We start from the raw sequence: 15,261 nt of genomic DNA, 5'->3' as shown, positions 1-15,261 counted from the left end.
ACGTTCTACACCCTCGTGCGATCTTGGGGGGGTGGGGGGGGCGCGCCCCGCCGCGCGCCGGGGCGCGGCGGCGGGCCGGCTCGGTGCGGGGGGAAGCGATTACCAGCCGCGGTTGGCGTAGCGCTCGGTCTCCGGCAGGGTGTCGCAGTTGATGCCGACCATGGCCTCGCCGAGGTTGCGCGAGGCGTCCGCGATGATCTTCGGGTCGTCGAAGAAGGTGGTGGCCTTCACGATGGCGGCGGCGCGCTTGGCCGGGTCGCCCGACTTGAAGATGCCGGAGCCGACGAAGACGCCCTCGGCGCCCAGCTGGCGCATCAGCGCGGCGTCGGCCGGGGTGGCCACGCCACCGGCGGAGAACAGCACGACCGGCAGCTTGCCGAGCTCGGCGACCTCCTTGACCAGCTCGTACGGGGCGCGCAGCTCCTTGGCTGCGGCGTACAGCTCGTTGTGGTCCAGGGCGCGCAGCTGGCCGATCTCGTTCTTGATCTGGCGCAGGTGGCGGACCGCCTCGACGACGTTGCCGGTGCCGGCCTCGCCCTTCGAGCGGATCATGGCCGCGCCCTCGGCGATGCGGCGCAGGGCCTCGCCCAGGTTGGTGGCGCCGCAGACGAAGGGGGTGGTGAAGGCCCACTTGTCCGAGTGGTTGACCTCGTCGGCCGGGGTCAGGACCTCGGACTCGTCGATGTAGTCGACACCGAGCGACTGCAGGACCTGGGCCTCGACGAAGTGGCCGATGCGGGACTTGGCCATGACCGGGATCGAGACCGCCTCGATGATCTCCTCGATCATGTTGGGGTCCGACATGCGGGCGACGCCGCCGTCCTTGCGGATGTCGGCCGGGACCCGCTCCAGCGCCATGACGGCGACAGCGCCGGCGTCCTCGGCGATCTTGGCCTGCTCGGCGTTGACCACGTCCATGATCACACCGCCCTTGAGCTGCTCGGCCATGCCGCGCTTCACCCGGGCGGTGCCGATCTGCGGCTGGTCTGCGGTGGTGGGGGTGGTGGACACGTGAGACCTCACTCGAAGATGAACCAGTGCTATCGCCCTATGGTAGGCGCATGAATTGACGCATCCATGCGCCACCAAGTCCAGCCCGCCCCACCGGATGCGACAAACAGGCCCTATCCGGACGTCAGGCCGGAGCGCCCTCCGGGGTGAGCGCCGGAGGCGGCGCGTCGTCCATCTCGAAGGCCATCGGGAAGGGCGCCTTGCCCGCCAGCCGGAAGTACCGCACCAGCCGGTGCTGGCGCACAGCCCGGGCCGCCCGCACCGCGTCGTTGTGGAACCGGCGCGCCATCGGCACCCGCCGCACCGCCGCCGTGAGGTCCCTCACGGCCTCGTCGCCGCCCGGCTCCGCCACCAGCGCCGCCACCTGCTCCGGCTCGGCCAGCACCGCCCGCAGCGCCAGGCTCAGCTGGCTCTCCGCCACCTCGCGCTGCTCGTCGTCGGCCTGCCGGGCCGCGTGCGCCGCGTCCAGCAGCAGCAGCGACGCCGCCGGGTCCAGCAGCGACGAGGTCGCCAGCTCCATCGCCACCGACGCCCGGCGGACCAGCTGCGCGTCCAGCGCCGCCCGGGCCGCGTCGATCCGGGCGTGCAACCGGTCCAGCCGACCGGCCGTCCAACTCAGGTACATGCCGAACAGCACCACGGCCACGCCGGCCCAGATCCACGTAGTCACGGGCCGCTACGTTACCGGGCCGGAGGAACGTGGAACGCAGGCCGCCCGGTCAGGCGGCGGAAGCGTTCCGGTAACTCCCCCGGTCGATGTCCTCGACGCTCACCGCGGTGTACAGCCGGGTGCCGGCCGGCGGCGTGACGTGCGCGGCCAGCAGCGCCAGGACGCCCTCGCTGAGGGCCGCCTTCGCCTCGGGCGTGCGGCCCGGGAAGATCTGGAACTGGACGTACACCTGGGCGTCGGCGCCCTCGCTCTCCCCCACCACGAACTCGTCGTTGGCCCGGAAGAGCGTCTTGCACGCCTCCGGCTTCGCGTCGATCGTGCTCACCGCGAGCCGGTTGATCGCCAGGCCCAGCGCCCGGCGGTCGAAGGAACCGGCCAGGCCGGCCGAGTAGTCGACGGAGATCTGCGGCATCGTTGCCCCCATGGGTCACGGCAGTACGGACGCCCGACCCTAACCCCGCTCACACCCGGATCAGTCCCTGGCCAGCCCGAACCGGCCCCGCCGCCCGCTGCGCACGTCCTCCTCGACGACCGCAGCCGCGCCTGCCGTCACCGTCTCGTACACCGCGAGGATGTCCGCGCCGACCGTCGACCAGTCGAAGCGCCGCACGTGCCGCGACGCCGCCTTCCGCAGCTCCTCCAGCCGCGCCGGGTCCCCCAGCAGCCGCAGCGCCGACTTCGCCAGCGCGTCCGCGTCCTCCACCGGGAACAGCTCGCCCGCGTCACCGCCGTCCAGCACCTGCTTGAACGCGTCCAGGTCGCTCGCCAGCACCGGCGCGCCCGCCGACATCGCCTCGACGAGGATGATCCCGAAGCTCTCGCCGCCGGTGTTCGGCGCCACGTACAGGTCCACGCTGCGCAGCAGCCGCGCCTTCTCGCGGTCGCTCACCATGCCCAGGAACTCGACCTGCGCCCGTACCTCGGGCGCGAGGCCCGCCACGGCCTCCTCCTCGTCGCCCTTGCCCGCCACCAGCAGCCGCACGCCCGGCCGCTCGGCCAGGATCCGCGGCAGCGCCGCCAGCAGCGTCGGCAGGCCCTTGCGCGGCTCGTTGATCCGCCCGATGAAGCCGATCGTGCCCGGCTCGCCGGCCGCCGCGCCGCCCGTCCAGCGCTCGTCCGGCTCGGCCTCCGCGAAGAAGCCGACGTCCACGCCGTTGGGGATCACCACCGCGTCCCCGCCCAGGTGCTCGACCAGCGTGCGCCGGGCGTACTCCGACACCGCGATCCGGGCCCGCATCTTCTCCAGGCCGGGCTGGAGGATCGGCGAGGCCGCGATCATCGCCCGCGAGCGCGGGTTCGACGTGTGGAACGTCCCCACCATCGGCCCGGACGCCGACCACGCGGCCAGCATCGACAGGCTCGGCGAGGCCGGCTCGTGCACGTGCAGGATGTCGAACCGCCCGTCGTGCAGCCACCGCCGCACCCGCGCCGCCGACAGGATCCCGAAGCTCAGCCGCGCCACCGAGCCGTTGTACGGCACCGCCACCGCCCGCCCGGCCGAGACCACGTACGGCGGCAGCGCCTCGTCGTCCTCCGCGGGCGCCAGCACCGACACCTCGTGTCCGAGGCCGATCAGGTGCTCGGCCAGGTCCCGGATGTGGAACTGCACCCCGCCGGGGACGTCCCAGTCGTACGGGCAGACGATGCCGATCTTCACGGGTTCCTCATGCTCCTTCGCGTGCTCCGGTACGGCAGCGGGCCCGGCGTCTCAGGACCCGGTCGCCTCCGCCGCGGGCTCGCCGGCCGGCTCCGGCGCGTCCCCGCGCACCGGCAGGACCCGCTCCCCCACCTGCTCCCCCGCTGTCCCCCCAACCGTCTCACGGACGGGAAGGTCGGCCAGCCAGAAGCGCTGCAGCATGTGCCAGTCCTCGGGGTGCTCGGCGATCCCCCGCTCCCACACGTCCGCCATCGCCTGCGTCATCGCCAGCGTCCGCTCCTTGCGGTCCCCCTCCGCCGGCACCGGCACCTCCGGGTGGATCAGCGCCCGCAGCAGCGGCCCGTCGTACCAGAGCGTCACCGGCAGCAGCGCCGCCCCCGTCCGCTGGCACAGCGCCGCGGGACCGGCCGGCATCCGCGTCGCCTCGCCGAAGAACGACACCTCGATGCCCGCCTCCGACAGGTCCCGGTCCCCCACCAGGCACACCAGCCGCCCCTCGCGCAGCCGCCGCGCCAGGGTGCCGATCACGTTCACCCCGCCGCCGGTCAGCGCCAGGACCTCCATGCCCTGGCCCTCCCGGAACTCCACGAACCGGTCGAACAGCCGCTCCGGCTTCAGCCGCTCGGCGACCGTCGTGAACGGATGGCCCTGCTGCGCGACCCAGGTGCCCGCGAGGTCCCAGTTGCCCATGTGCGGCAGCGCTATCACCGCGCCCCGGCCGGCCTCCAGCGCCCCGAGCAGGTGCTCGAAACCCTCCACCCGCACGTCCCTGGCGACCCGCTCCCGGCTCCACACCGGCAGCCGGAACGACTCCATCCAGTACCGCAGGTACGAGCGCATCCCCGCCCGCGACAGCGCACGCAGCGCCACCTCGTCCAGCCCGGGACGGACCCGCCGCAGGTTCGCCTCCAGCTGCAGCACCCGCTTGCCGCGCTTGCGCCACGCGTAGTCCGCCAGCCGGTCGAACAGCGCCCGCGCCGCCCGCTCGGGCAGGTGCTTCAGCACCGCCCAGCCCAGCGCGTACGCCCAGTACACCAGTCGGTCCGTCACCGCAGGACGCCCCCCATCAGCTCCCGGCCGCCACACGGTCGGCCTCGAACGCCTCGCGGCGCACGGTCAGCATCCGCTGCAGCACCGTGATCAGGCTGCCCACCGCGACCAGCCACAGCGCCACCGGCAGCAGCCACTCCACGTACGGCACCCCGAACTCGTGCAGACCCGCGACTCCGGCCGCCACCAGGCTGGCCACCAGCCGCTCGGCCCGCTCCACCAGCCCCGACACGTCGCACGGCAGGCCCTGGCTCTGCGCCCGCGCCTTCGTGTACGACACCACCAGACCGCTCGCCAGGCACACGATCGCCACCGCGCACAGCAGGTTGTTGTCGCCCTTGCCCGCGTACCACATCGCCAGACCGCCGAAGATCGCCGCGTCGGCGACCCGGTCCAGCGTCGAGTCCAGGAACGCGCCCCACTTGGTGCTCCGGCCCAGCTGGCGCGCCATGTTCCCGTCCACCAGGTCCGAGAAGATGAACAGCGTGATCGTGATGGTGCCCCAGAAGAACTCCCCGCGCGGGAAGAACACCAGCGCACCGGCCACCGAACCGGCGGTACCGATCAGCGTCACGGCGTCCGGGCTCACGCCCAGCCGGATCAGGAACGCGGCGAACGGGGTCAGGACACGTGTGAAGAAGGCACGCGCGTATTTGTTGAGCATGGCCTTCCCGACCGCTCCGATCTCCCTGGTACCCGCCTGGCGCAACACGCGCGGCAGACGGCCGGACGGATCAGCCCGCCCGGCGCACCCATCGTAGCCACGCCGACGACACGCTCCGGCGCACGCACCGCCCGACGGCGCACCGACCGACCCGCACACGCGCACCACGATCGGCCGCCCGCACGACACGCGCCCCGGCGAGACCCGACCCTAGACTTTCGAAAGACAGCCTCGGCGCCACGGGAGGAGACCCCGATGCCCGACCGCAGCACCGCACGAGCCGGCCAGGCCCCCAACGTCACCGGCCCCCGCGACCTGCGCAACGTCGTCCTCATCGGCTGCAGCGGTGTGGGCAAGACCACCCTCGCCGAAACCCTCGCCCTCACCGCCGGCGCCACCGGCCGGGCCGGCCGCGTCGCCGACGGCACCACCGTCTCCGACCACGAGGACATCGAGCACCAGCAGCAGCGCTCCGTCCAGCTCGCGCTGCTGCCCCTCGAATGGCGCGGCACCAAGATCAACCTGATCGACCCGCCCGGCCACCCCGACTTCGCCGCCGACCTGCGCGCCGCCCTGCACGCCGCCGACGCCGCCGTCTTCGTCGTCTCCGCCACCGACCCCGTCACCGCCCCCACCCGCGCCCTCTGGCGCGAGTGCGCCGCCGAAGGCATCCCCCGCGCCGTCGCCGTCGCCAAGCTCGACCTCGCCCGCGCCGGCTTCGACGACATCCTCACCGCCTGCCACGACGCCTTCGAGCTCGGCCCCGACACCCTGCGCCCGCTGTTCCTGCCCGTCCACCACGACGGCCACCCCGACGGCAGCGTCGACCTGCTCACCGGACAGACCTACGGCGACGCCACCCCCCTGCCCGACACCGCACCCGCCCGCGAGAGCCTCGTCGAAGCCATCTCCGGCCAGGACGACGCCCTCATGGAGCGCTACCTCGCCGGCGACACCCTCGACACCGACGCCCTCGAAGCGGGCATGCGCCGCGAAGTCCTCGCCTGCACCCTCCACCCCGCCGTCCCCACCAGCGAGAACGGCCTCGGCGCCGCCGAACTCCTCGACCTCATCGCCCACACCTTCCCCGACCCCACCGAACGCACCCGCCCCGGGCCCGCCTGCGACCCCGACGCCCCCCTCGCCGCCCAGGTCATCCGCGTCACCGGCGACGCCTACGTCGGCCGCATCAGCCTCCTGCGCGTCTACGCCGGCACCCTGCGCCCCGACACCCGCATCCACCTCACCGGCCCCGCGCACCCCGCCGACCAGGACGGCGACGAACGCGTCACCGCCCTCAGCAGCCCCTTCGGCAAACTCCAGCGCCCCGTCCCGCACGCCGTCGCCGGCGACCTCGTCTGCGCCGCCAAACTCACCACCGCCCGCGCCGGCGACACCGTCCACGACCCCGGCCACCCCGTCGAACTCGACGGCTGGACCCTCCCCGAACCCCTGCTGCCCATCGCCGTCGAAGCCCACAGCAAGGCCGACGACGACAAGCTCTCCCAGGCCCTCACCCGGCTCACCGCCGAGGACCCGGCCCTGCGCCTCGAACAGAACCCCGACACCCACCAGCTGGTCCTCTGGTGCACCGGCGAGGCCCACGCCGACGTCGTCCTCGACCGCCTGCGCACCCGCCACGGCGTCCACGTCGACACCGTCGAACCCAAGGTCGCCCTGCGCGAGACCTTCGGCAGCGCCGCCGCCGGCCACGGCCGGCTCGTCAAGCAGTCCGGCGGCCACGGCCAGTACGCCATCTGCGACCTCGAAGTCGAACCCCTCCCCGCCGGCTCCGGCTTCGAGTTCCAGGAACACGTCGTCGGCGGCGCCGTGCCCAAGCACTTCATCCCGTCCGTCGAGAAGGGCGTCCGCGCCCAGCTCGCCAAGGGCGTCGCCACCGGACACCCGCTCGTCGACGTCCGCGTCACCCTCACCGACGGCAAGGCCCACTCCGTCGACTCCTCCGACGCGTCCTTCCAGACCGCCGCCGCCCTCGCCCTGCGCGACGCCGCCGAACACGCCGTCATCCGCCTGCTCGAACCCGTCGCCGCCGTCAGCGTCATGCTCCCCGACGACTACCTCGGCGCCGTCCTCGGGGACCTCTCCGCACGCCGCGGCCGCGTCCTCGGCAGCGACAACGCCGGCCCCGGACTCACCCTCCTGCGCGCCGAGGTCCCCGAGCTCGAACTCACCCGCTACCCCCTCGACCTGCGCTCCCTCACCCACGGCACCGCCGAGTTCAGCCGCGCCTACCTGCGGCACGAACCCATGCCCGCCGCCATCGCCGAACGCTACGACGACTGAACGGCCTGCCGGTTCGGCAGCGCGCACGCCGGCGTACCACCCGGCATCCGGTGCCGGTTCCTCGCCACCCAGCGGTACACCACGCCCACCACCGGCCGCACCGGAGCCAGCGTCAACAGCGCGCCCAGGTACGCCCACGCGCCGCCCGACCGCATCAGCAGCCGCGCCACCGCCTGCGCACCCCCGTACACCCGCCCCGCCGGAGTCACCCACAGCACCTCGCGCTCCGCACGCTCCCAGGTGACCTCGCCCGCGCCACCGGCCCGCGCGTCCAGCGCCGCCAGATCGGCGAACTGGAACGGCACCGCCTCCCAGCCCCCCGACGCCAGCGTCTGCCGCAGATACCGCTCCGCCCACCCCAGGCACGACGAGCAGAACGCGCAGTCCCCGTCGAAGACCAGCACCGGATCCTTCACGGCAACCCCTTCCATCGCAGTCACGATCATCCTGCACCCACCCCACCGGACCGGAACCACCGGGTATCGACACCGGCGAAGCTGGGCATCATGCCTCTCGAACCAACGCGGCAGCCAACGCGGCAACCAACGCGGCCCGATCGTGACGGTACTTCAGACGATCATCCGCGCAGCACCACCACGGCACGGTAACCTGCCGCTGACAAGGGGAGGAGGGGACACCACCGTGACCACACTCGACATGACCCCGGGTGCGCAGATACCCCGGACCGACGCCGGCCCGCAGACCGCCGTCACCCAGGCGCTCTCCTCCGCGGCCTACCGGGACGGCGAGATCGAACCCTTCGTCGAGAAGATCGGCGCCGCCACCTACAAGAAGCCACGCTTCCGGCTGTTCCGAGCCAATCTCGGCGAGGCCTTCAGCACCGCCGTCATCGCCCGCGCCCTCGGCGCGACCCGCAAGCCCATCGTGCCCTCCTTCGGTACCGACACCCGCCAGATCGTCGAACACTGCCTCGCCGCCCAGGAGTTCCGCGGCAACCGGGACCGCCAACTCACCACCATCACCGTGGTGTTCGGCCTCCTCGCCCTGCCCGGAAGCCTCATCTGGCTGGCCGCGTTCTACCTCCGCACCTGGCTCCTCAAGGACAAGTCCCGCCAGAACGAGGTCTACGGCGGCCTCGCCCTCCTCGCCGCCGGCGCCGTCGCCGTCCTCCTCGCCCTGCGCCCCCCGGCCGCCGGACTCCTCGGCCTCTACCTGCGCATCACCATGATCGCCCCGGTGATCGGCTGGTTCCTCGCCAAACGCATCGTCCTGCGCTCCACCCGCGAACTGCGCGCCCGCTGGCAGGCCCTCGTCGAGGGCAACGCCGTCGCCGCCACCGTCGCCAAGGCCGTCCCCCGCGACGACCTCGACAAGAAGGCCGTCGACCTGCGCGACAAGCTCGGCCGCCTCGAAGCCGAGCAGGAGACCAACGTCCAGCACTACGCCGGCCCCAAGGGCATCCTCGGCGTCGGCCGCCGCTGGGGCGAATGGCGACTCGTCGACGTGCTGCGGCCCGCCGAGGGCCACAGCGACTTCCGCGCCTTCCACCCCTGGGACCTCGTCCGCAAGATCGGCGCCCACCTCAAGGGGCTCTCGATCAGCGAGGTCGCCAACAGCGGCATGACCAACGTCTCGATCAAGCAGTGGGCGGTGCTCGAAGTCGGCGAGAACGCCGACGAGATCTCCCGCCCCGCGGGCGCCGACATGGACGGCGACCGGATGCGCGACTTCGCCGTCCAGACCATCGCCGACAAGCAGACCTTCTCCGGCGGCGGCGCCCGGCACTACCTCGCCACCCAGTTCATCACCTTCGACGGCAAGCTGATCATCACCTTCACCGTCACCGTCACCCTGCTCGCCAACACCCTCACCGTGACGGTCGCCGGCTACGCGCTCGGCCCGGTCGCCGGCGTCTTCGGGGACAAGCCCGCCCCCAAGGAGAAGACGATCCAGAAGACCGGCAAGTTCTGGGAGGAGCGGACCGTCCAGCTCCCCCTGATCGACAACGACGAAGTGGTGCGCCAGGCCCTGCGCGCACCCCTGGTCCGCATCCCCGGGCTGCTCGCCTGGCTCGGCGGCGGCATCGGCCTGCCCGAGCCCTTCGGCTTCCGGCACGCCTGGGCGAACCCGCCGTGGAGCAGCCGCTTCATGACGGACAACGCGCTCAACGCCTCCGTCCCGGTGCTCAGCGCGGTCCACGCCGCCACGCTGGAGTTCCTGGAGGAGCACGACCTCGACACCGAGCGCTTCTTCAAGAACCGCACCTCGATCATCAAGTCCGAGGCGCAGGGCACCCGGCCGTACAAGGTCGACCAGTTCGACGCGGGCTGAGCGATCCGCCGGGCGACACGACGGAGGGGCCCGTCACCGGGAGTACCGGTGACGGGCCCCAACCCACACCCGCGGCCGCACAGTACAGCGGCCCGACCAAGGCCACCCTAGTTCGGGTGTCCGCCAGCAGCTGCGGCAGCACCTTCGTGTGCCCCACCACCGGCATGAAGTTGGTGTCCCCGCCCCAGCGCGGCACCACGTGCTGGTGCAGGTGCGCCGCGATCCCGGCCCCGGCCGCCGCGCCCTGGTTCATCCCGATGTTGAACCCGTGCGCGCCGGAGGCGGCCCGCAGCGCGGTCATCGCCTTCTTGGTGAACCCGGCCAGCTCGGCGGTCTCGGCCTCGTCCAGGTCGGTGTAGTCCGCGACGTGCCGGTACGGGACCACCATCAAGTGGCCGCCGTTGTACGGGTAGAGGTTCAGCACCGCGAAGACGGACGTGCCGCGCGCGACGACCAGCCCGTCCTCGTCGCTCAGCGACGGGATCGAGCAGAACGGGCAACCGTCGTCCGGAGCCGGGCCGGTGGGCTTGTTCTCACCCTGGATGTACGCCATCCGATGGGGGGTCCACAGGCGGCGGAAGCCGTCCGGCTCACCGACGCCCCGCTGCAGTTCCGGCTCAGTCGTCATGCTGATCAGCATATTCGCCCGAGGCCCCCTGCAAAGCCGCGCGGGGCAGACTCCTCAGGAGCCTGCCCCGCGTCGAGGTCAACCGGACTGCGACGTCACACCTGGATGCGGTTCTTCACCGCGTCCACGATCTCCGCGACGGCGTCCGCGACCAGCACGCCGTTCTTCTGCTCGCCGTTGCGGTAGCGGAAGGAGACGGCCCCGGCCTCGATGTCGTCGTTGCCGGCGATCAGCATGAACGGAACCTTGCTCTTCTGAGCGTTCCTGATCTTCTTCTGCATGCGGTCGTCCGAGGTGTCGACCTCGACCCGGATCCCGTGCTTCTTCAGCTCGGCCGCGACCTCCAGCAGGTACGGGACGTGCTCGTCGGTGATCGGGATGCCGGTCACGGTGACCGGGGCCAGCCACGGCGGCATGGCGCCGGCGTAGTGCTCCAGCAGCACCGCGAAGAAGCGCTCGATCGAGCCGAACAGCGCGCGGTGGATCATGACCGGCCGCTGACGCGAGCCGTCCGCCGCGGTGTACTCCAGGTCGAAGCGCTCCGGCAGGTTGAAGTCCAGCTGGATGGTGCTCATCTGCCAAGTGCGGCCGATCGCGTCCTTCGCCTGGACCGAGATCTTCGGGCCGTAGAAGGCCGCGCCACCCGGGTCCGGCACCAGCGGAAGGCCCTGCTTCTCGGCCACGGCCGCGAGGACGCGGGTGGCCTCCTCCCAGGTCTCGTCCGACCCGACGAACTTCTCCGGGTCCTTGGTCGACAGCTCCAGGTAGAAGTCGGTCAGACCGTAGTCGCGGAGCAGGTTGAGCACGAAGGTCAGCGTGGAGTCGAGCTCCTCCGCCATCTGCTCGCGGGTGCAGTAGATGTGCGCGTCGTCCTGCGTGAAGCCGCGGGCCCGGGTCAGGCCGTGCACGACGCCGGACTTCTCGTACCGGTACACGGTCCCGAACTCGAAGAGGCGCAGCGGCAGTTCACGGTACGAGCGGCCGCGCGCGTCGAAGATCAGGTTGTGCATCGGGCAGTTCATCGGCTTGAGGTAGTAGTCCACGCCCTCGTCGAGCTGCATGGGCGGGTACATGCCGTCCGCGTACCAGTCGAGGTGGCCGCTCTTCTCGAAGAGCTTCCCCTTGGTGGCGTGCGGGGTGTAGACGAACTCGTAGCCCTCTTCCTCGTGCCGCTTGCGCGAGTAGTCCTCCATGGCGCGGCGGATGATGCCGCCCTTGGGGTGGAAGACGGCGAGGCCGGAGCCGATCTCCTCGGGGATGGAGAAGAGGTCGAGCTCGTTGCCGAGCTTGCGGTGGTCGCGCTTCTCGGCCTCGATCAGGAAGTCGAGGTGGGCCTTCAGCTCGTCCTTGCTCGGCCAGGCGGTCCCGTAGATGCGCTGGAGCATGGGGTTCTTCTCGCTGCCGCGCCAGTAGGCGGCCGCGTTGCGCATCAGCTTGAACGCCGGGATGTGCCGGGTGCTGGGCAGGTGCGGGCCGCGGCAGAGGTCGCCCCAGCACTGGTCGCCGCTCTTGGCGTCCAGGTTGTCGTAGATGGTGAGCTCGCCGGCGCCGACCTCGACGTCGGCGCCCTCGCCGGCGGTGGCGGCGGAGCCCTTGAGGCCGATCAGCTCCAGCTTGTACGGCTCGGCGGCCAGCTCCTCGCGGGCGGACTCGTCGGTGACCACGCGGCGGGAGAACTTCTGCCCGCGCTTGATGATCTCCTGCATCTTCTTCTCGATGGCCTTGAGGTCATCGGGGTGGAAGGGCTTCTCGACGTCGAAGTCGTAGTAGAAGCCGTCCTTGACCGGCGGGCCGATGCCGAGCTTGGCCTCGGGGAAGAGCTGCTGCACGGCCTGCGCCATGACGTGCGCGGTGGAGTGGCGCAGGATGTCCAGGCCGTCCTTGCTGCCGATCGCGACCGGCTCGACCTCGTCGCCGTCCTGGACGGCGTAGGCGAGGTCCTTGAGCTGGCCGCCGACACGGGCGGCGATGATCGAACGGTCGTCGGCGAAGAGCTCGGCGGCCGTAGTGCCCGTGGTCACCACGCGCTCTTCCCGATCGGGTTCGCGGTTGATGATTACCCGGACGTCCGTCACCGGTCTCTCCTGACGTGCTGGATTAGAGGACGCAACACTGCGCTGCGCGTGACGATGGTACCGAGAGCGCCGCCCCCACCGTCCACCGACGGCGATCTAGCCGCCTTCTCCCCCGTCCGTCAGTCCCTTGAGCAGCCGCTCTCGGTCGCCCTCGTCCCATCCGCACAGCTCCAGGCCCTGCGGCCGGGTGAGCCGGCGGAAGCCGCCGCGGCTCTCCAGCCGGCCCGCGACCCGCACCGGGACGCCCGCGAGATGGGCCTCGGCGGCGAGCCGGTAGTCGGGGTCGGGCAGCCGGACCTTGAGCTCGCGGACCTCGGCGCCGCCGAGGATCCGCAGGCGGACGGTGCCGGGGCCGGTCGGGTCGGCGCGCTTGAGGCGGACGACGACGCCGACGACGGTGACGGCGACGGCGGGCTCGATGCGCTCCAGGAGTTCGGCGGCCTCGGCGAGGGCGGGCAGGTCGCCGGGCGAGAAGTCGAGGACGACGCGGCGCTCGCCGAAGCCGCCCGGTGTGCCGGCGGCGGCCGACCAGGCGACCGCGAGCCGCGCGGCGGTCGCGCCGCGCACGAGTTCCTCGACGGACTGCACGAGCTCGCGGCTGACCCCGGCCTGGACGGCGTTCTCGAAGGCCTCCGGCCCGCCGCTGACCCGCCGGTAGTCGACGGCGTCGCGCAGTGCCTCCAGTGCGCGGACGAGGGTGGTGACGGCGGCGCGCCCCTCGGGGGCGGGGGTGTAGGCGGTGAGGCCGGCGCCCTGTTCGACGACCAGGACGCGGTCCAGGAAGTCGTCGGCCCAGGTGTCCAGCCGGGCGCCGAAGTAGGCGGCCCTGGTCCGTCCGGCCTTGGCCCCGGCGGCGAGCATGGCGCGGGCCGCCCGCCCGAGCCGTTCGGCGTCCTCCCAGGGCGCGGTGCCGGCCGGTCCGGGCACGTCGCGGTGCCAGCGCAGTTCGTCGCCGGGCACGGAGAGGGCGAGCAGGATCGAGCGGGCGGAGGGGCTGTGCGAGCGGGACAGGGCGGTGACGGCGTCGGTGAGGAGGTCGACCGCGTCGTCGAAACCGTCGCCGGCGGGGACGAGCAGGCTGGTGCCGGGGTCGTCGTCCGGGGGCGTCCAGCGGCCGTACCGGGCGGCGGGGCCGCCGCGCCGCACCCAGCCGTGCCGGGCGAGCAGGGTGGCGAGCACCGCGGGGTCGACGGTGGCCGGGTCGGGCAGGCCGCCGCCGGGCAGGACTCCGTCGGGCTCGCCCGGTGCGTGGGGTGGTGTCATGGGTGCGGCTCCTCCCGGCCGGGGCCGGGCCGTCACGGGCTGCCGCCCGCGCCGACCCTGGCCATGATGTCGCACAGCGCGCGGTCGTCGAAGACCTTCGTGGTGGGCACCCGGACGTTGGTGCGGCGCTGCCCGGTGACGGGGTGGCCGGCCAGGTTGACCCAGTAGCAGCAGTGCCGCAGTTCGAGCGCGTCCGGCCGGGCCGCCAGCCAGTGGTCGACCCGGCGCGGCAGCAGCATGACGACGAGGATCCGGGGCACCGCGACGCGGGCCCGGGCGAGCTTGCGCAGGTGGTCGTTGTCCAGGGTGAAGCTGAAGAACGGCCCGGCCGGGTCGGGCGCGATCTGCTGGGTCGCCTTGAGCTGGATCTTGATGGTGACCTCGTCGTCGACCTCGTGCGCCCGGGAGCCGTGGCTGACCTGCCAGTCGATGCCGTTGTCCGGGAAGGGCTGGGAGAGCGAGCAGCCGGCCGCCGCGGCGACCGCGTGCAGGTAGCCGACCTGCAGCGTCTCCATGCAGGCCGTCACCGCGAGGTTCCCCCGCAGGACCGCCGCCTCGTCGGGCTGCGGCTGTGTCAGCGCCATCGCCCCTAGCCTCCCCCCGGGCCCGCCACCCCCGGGAGCGGCCCAAGGCCAGGATCCCCGGCCCGGCCTGCGCCAAACGGTTGAGCGGGCGTCAGAACCGGGTATCACCGGAGTGCGGACCGCACGTCTGAGGGGCAGTCATGCAGCACTACTGGTACACCGGCCCACTCGCCTCCTTCGACACCGAGACCACCGGCGTGGACGTCGAGCACGACCGGATCGTCTCGGCCGCCCTGGTCGTCCAACTCGCCCCGGGCACACCCGTGCAGACCGAGACCTGGTTGGCCGATCCGGGGGTCCCGATCCCGGACGGCGCCCGGGCGGTGCACGGCATCACCGACGACCACGTGCGCGCGCACGGCCGTCCGGCCCGCGCCGTCGTGGCGGAGATAACCCGGGCCCTGGCCGCGCAGGCCAGGGCCGGGCGGCCGGTGGTGGTGATGAACGCGCCCTACGACCTGACGCTGCTGGACCGGGAGTTGCGCCGCCATCACGGCCTCGCGCTGACGGGCGGGCTGGGCGCGGCCGGACTGGTGGTGCTGGATCCGCGGGTGCTGGACAAGCACGTGGACCGCTACCGCAAGGGCCGCCGGACGCTGACCGACCTGTGCGCGCACTACGGCGTCGAGCTGGCCGGCGCGCACGACGCGGCGGCGGACGCCTCGGCGGCGCTGGCGCTGACGCGGACGATCGGTGCCCGCTACCCGGCGGCGCTGGGCGGGCTCACCGCGGCCGAGCTGCACCTGCGTCAGGCGATCTGGCACGCGGCGCAGGCGCGGGGGCTGCAGAACTGGTTCGACCGGTCCGGGACGCCGGAGCGGGTGGACCTGTCCTGGCCGCTCCGGCCGGCCAGGTGCGGCTGCGGCAGGCGCTTGGAGCCGGAGCACGGCTGCGAGGCGGCGGCGTAGCGGCCGGCTCCGAACGCGCCGCAGGCCCTGACCGGTATCCCGATCAGGGCCTGCGTGCTGTCCGGTGGGCGATACTGGGATCGAACCAGTGACCCCTTCGGTGTGAACGAAGTGCTCTCCCGCTGAGCTAATCGCCCGGGTGCAGGGAAAACATT

The 15,261-nt window shown here is 72.5% G+C and carries 13 protein-coding genes, 1 tRNA gene and 1 pseudogene; 3 read left to right on the top strand and 12 right to left on the bottom strand.

Annotated elements, in window-relative coordinates; all coding sequences use genetic code 11:
- Positions 1-99: 99 nt before the first annotated feature.
- From pdxS to pgsA, 6 genes are all read right to left on the bottom strand, one after another.
- Positions 100-1,011 (bottom strand): pyridoxal 5'-phosphate synthase lyase subunit PdxS, encoded by a 912-nt coding sequence (gene pdxS, locus ACFXDE_RS36625; protein WP_360230125.1) that lies wholly within the window; start codon positions 1,009-1,011, stop codon positions 100-102.
- A gap of 124 nt (positions 1,012-1,135) precedes the next feature.
- Complete coding sequence (locus ACFXDE_RS36620) at positions 1,136-1,681, bottom strand: hypothetical protein (protein WP_380438016.1); 546 nt, start codon at positions 1,679-1,681, stop codon at positions 1,136-1,138.
- Between the two features lie 49 nt (positions 1,682-1,730).
- On the bottom strand, positions 1,731-2,093 hold the full coding sequence (locus ACFXDE_RS36615) for a 5-carboxymethyl-2-hydroxymuconate Delta-isomerase (RefSeq protein WP_380498722.1): 363 nt from the start codon (positions 2,091-2,093) through the stop codon (positions 1,731-1,733).
- 60 nt (positions 2,094-2,153) lie between these two features.
- Complete coding sequence (locus ACFXDE_RS36610; protein ID WP_363648673.1) at positions 2,154-3,338, bottom strand: glycosyltransferase family 4 protein; 1,185 nt, start codon at positions 3,336-3,338, stop codon at positions 2,154-2,156.
- A 51-nt stretch (positions 3,339-3,389) separates the two neighbouring features.
- On the bottom strand, positions 3,390-4,388 hold the full coding sequence (locus ACFXDE_RS36605; RefSeq protein WP_380498721.1) for a phosphatidylinositol mannoside acyltransferase: 999 nt from the start codon (positions 4,386-4,388) through the stop codon (positions 3,390-3,392).
- A 16-nt stretch (positions 4,389-4,404) separates the two neighbouring features.
- A complete protein-coding gene (gene pgsA, locus ACFXDE_RS36600) occupies positions 4,405-5,052 on the bottom strand; it encodes a phosphatidylinositol phosphate synthase (protein ID WP_329925087.1) in 648 nt (215 codons plus the stop codon).
- Between the two features lie 255 nt (positions 5,053-5,307).
- Here pgsA and ACFXDE_RS36595 point away from each other — a divergent pair, with 255 nt between their 5' ends.
- A complete protein-coding gene (locus ACFXDE_RS36595) occupies positions 5,308-7,356 on the top strand; it encodes an elongation factor G-like protein EF-G2 (protein ID WP_380498720.1) in 2,049 nt (682 codons plus the stop codon).
- On the opposite strand, the gene ACFXDE_RS36590 is transcribed toward ACFXDE_RS36595, so the two are convergent.
- The gene (locus ACFXDE_RS36590) at positions 7,344-7,802 is read right to left on the bottom strand and encodes a thiol-disulfide oxidoreductase DCC family protein (RefSeq protein ID WP_380498719.1); all 459 of its coding nucleotides are present in this window, start codon (positions 7,800-7,802) and stop codon (positions 7,344-7,346) included. The genes ACFXDE_RS36595 and ACFXDE_RS36590 overlap by 13 nt on opposite strands.
- 196 nt (positions 7,803-7,998) lie before the next feature.
- Between ACFXDE_RS36590 and ACFXDE_RS36585 the strand changes: the two genes are divergently transcribed.
- Positions 7,999-9,648, top strand: coding sequence for a hypothetical protein (locus tag ACFXDE_RS36585; protein ID WP_380438026.1), 1,650 nt, complete (start codon positions 7,999-8,001; stop codon positions 9,646-9,648).
- 88 nt (positions 9,649-9,736) lie between these two features.
- Here ACFXDE_RS36585 and ACFXDE_RS36580 read toward each other — a convergent pair.
- The 4 genes and pseudogenes from ACFXDE_RS36580 to ACFXDE_RS36565 all read right to left on the bottom strand — a co-directional run.
- Positions 9,737-10,288 (bottom strand): annotated as a pseudogene (locus tag ACFXDE_RS36580) (HIT family protein); the annotation flags it as partial.
- Positions 10,289-10,371: 83 nt separating this feature from the next.
- A complete protein-coding gene (gene thrS / locus ACFXDE_RS36575; protein WP_380438030.1) occupies positions 10,372-12,351 on the bottom strand; it encodes a threonine--tRNA ligase in 1,980 nt (659 codons plus the stop codon).
- A gap of 96 nt (positions 12,352-12,447) precedes the next feature.
- Positions 12,448-13,614, bottom strand: coding sequence for a hypothetical protein (locus ACFXDE_RS36570; RefSeq protein ID WP_380438032.1), 1,167 nt, complete (start codon positions 13,612-13,614; stop codon positions 12,448-12,450).
- A gap of 32 nt (positions 13,615-13,646) precedes the next feature.
- Positions 13,647-14,198, bottom strand: coding sequence for a DUF4365 domain-containing protein (locus ACFXDE_RS36565; RefSeq protein WP_380498718.1), 552 nt, complete (start codon positions 14,196-14,198; stop codon positions 13,647-13,649).
- Positions 14,199-14,338: 140 nt separating this feature from the next.
- On the opposite strand from ACFXDE_RS36565, the gene ACFXDE_RS36560 reads away from it, so the two are divergent.
- Positions 14,339-15,106: an exonuclease domain-containing protein gene (locus ACFXDE_RS36560; RefSeq protein ID WP_380498717.1), complete on the top strand. Its 768-nt coding sequence runs from the start codon at positions 14,339-14,341 to the stop codon at positions 15,104-15,106.
- 65 nt (positions 15,107-15,171) lie between these two features.
- Here ACFXDE_RS36560 and ACFXDE_RS36555 read toward each other — a convergent pair.
- Positions 15,172-15,243: transfer RNA gene (locus ACFXDE_RS36555), tRNA-Val, on the bottom strand.
- Between the last annotated feature and the right edge of the window lie 18 nt (positions 15,244-15,261).

This window comes from Kitasatospora sp. NPDC059408 (assembly GCF_042751525.1).
Lineage (GTDB): Bacteria > Actinomycetota > Actinomycetes > Streptomycetales > Streptomycetaceae > Kitasatospora.
The sequence above is the reverse complement of the archived record's forward strand: the minus strand, read 5'-3'. Positions and strand labels throughout refer to the sequence as shown.

Excerpts from the sequence above, each read along its gene's own strand:
- ACFXDE_RS36615 (WP_380498722.1), bottom strand. The coding sequence starts at position 2,093 with ATGCCGCAGATCTCCGTCGACTACTCGGCCGGCCTGGCCGGTTCCTTC.
- pgsA (WP_329925087.1), bottom strand. The coding sequence starts at position 5,052 with ATGCTCAACAAATACGCGCGTGCCTTCTTCACACGTGTCCTGACCCCG.
- ACFXDE_RS36595 (WP_380498720.1), top strand. The coding sequence starts at position 5,308 with ATGCCCGACCGCAGCACCGCACGAGCCGGCCAGGCCCCCAACGTCACC.
- ACFXDE_RS36590 (WP_380498719.1), bottom strand. The coding sequence starts at position 7,802 with ATGATCGTGACTGCGATGGAAGGGGTTGCCGTGAAGGATCCGGTGCTG.
- ACFXDE_RS36570 (WP_380438032.1), bottom strand. The coding sequence starts at position 13,614 with ATGACACCACCCCACGCACCGGGCGAGCCCGACGGAGTCCTGCCCGGC.
- ACFXDE_RS36565 (WP_380498718.1), bottom strand. The coding sequence starts at position 14,198 with ATGGCGCTGACACAGCCGCAGCCCGACGAGGCGGCGGTCCTGCGGGGG.
- ACFXDE_RS36560 (WP_380498717.1), top strand. The coding sequence starts at position 14,339 with ATGCAGCACTACTGGTACACCGGCCCACTCGCCTCCTTCGACACCGAG.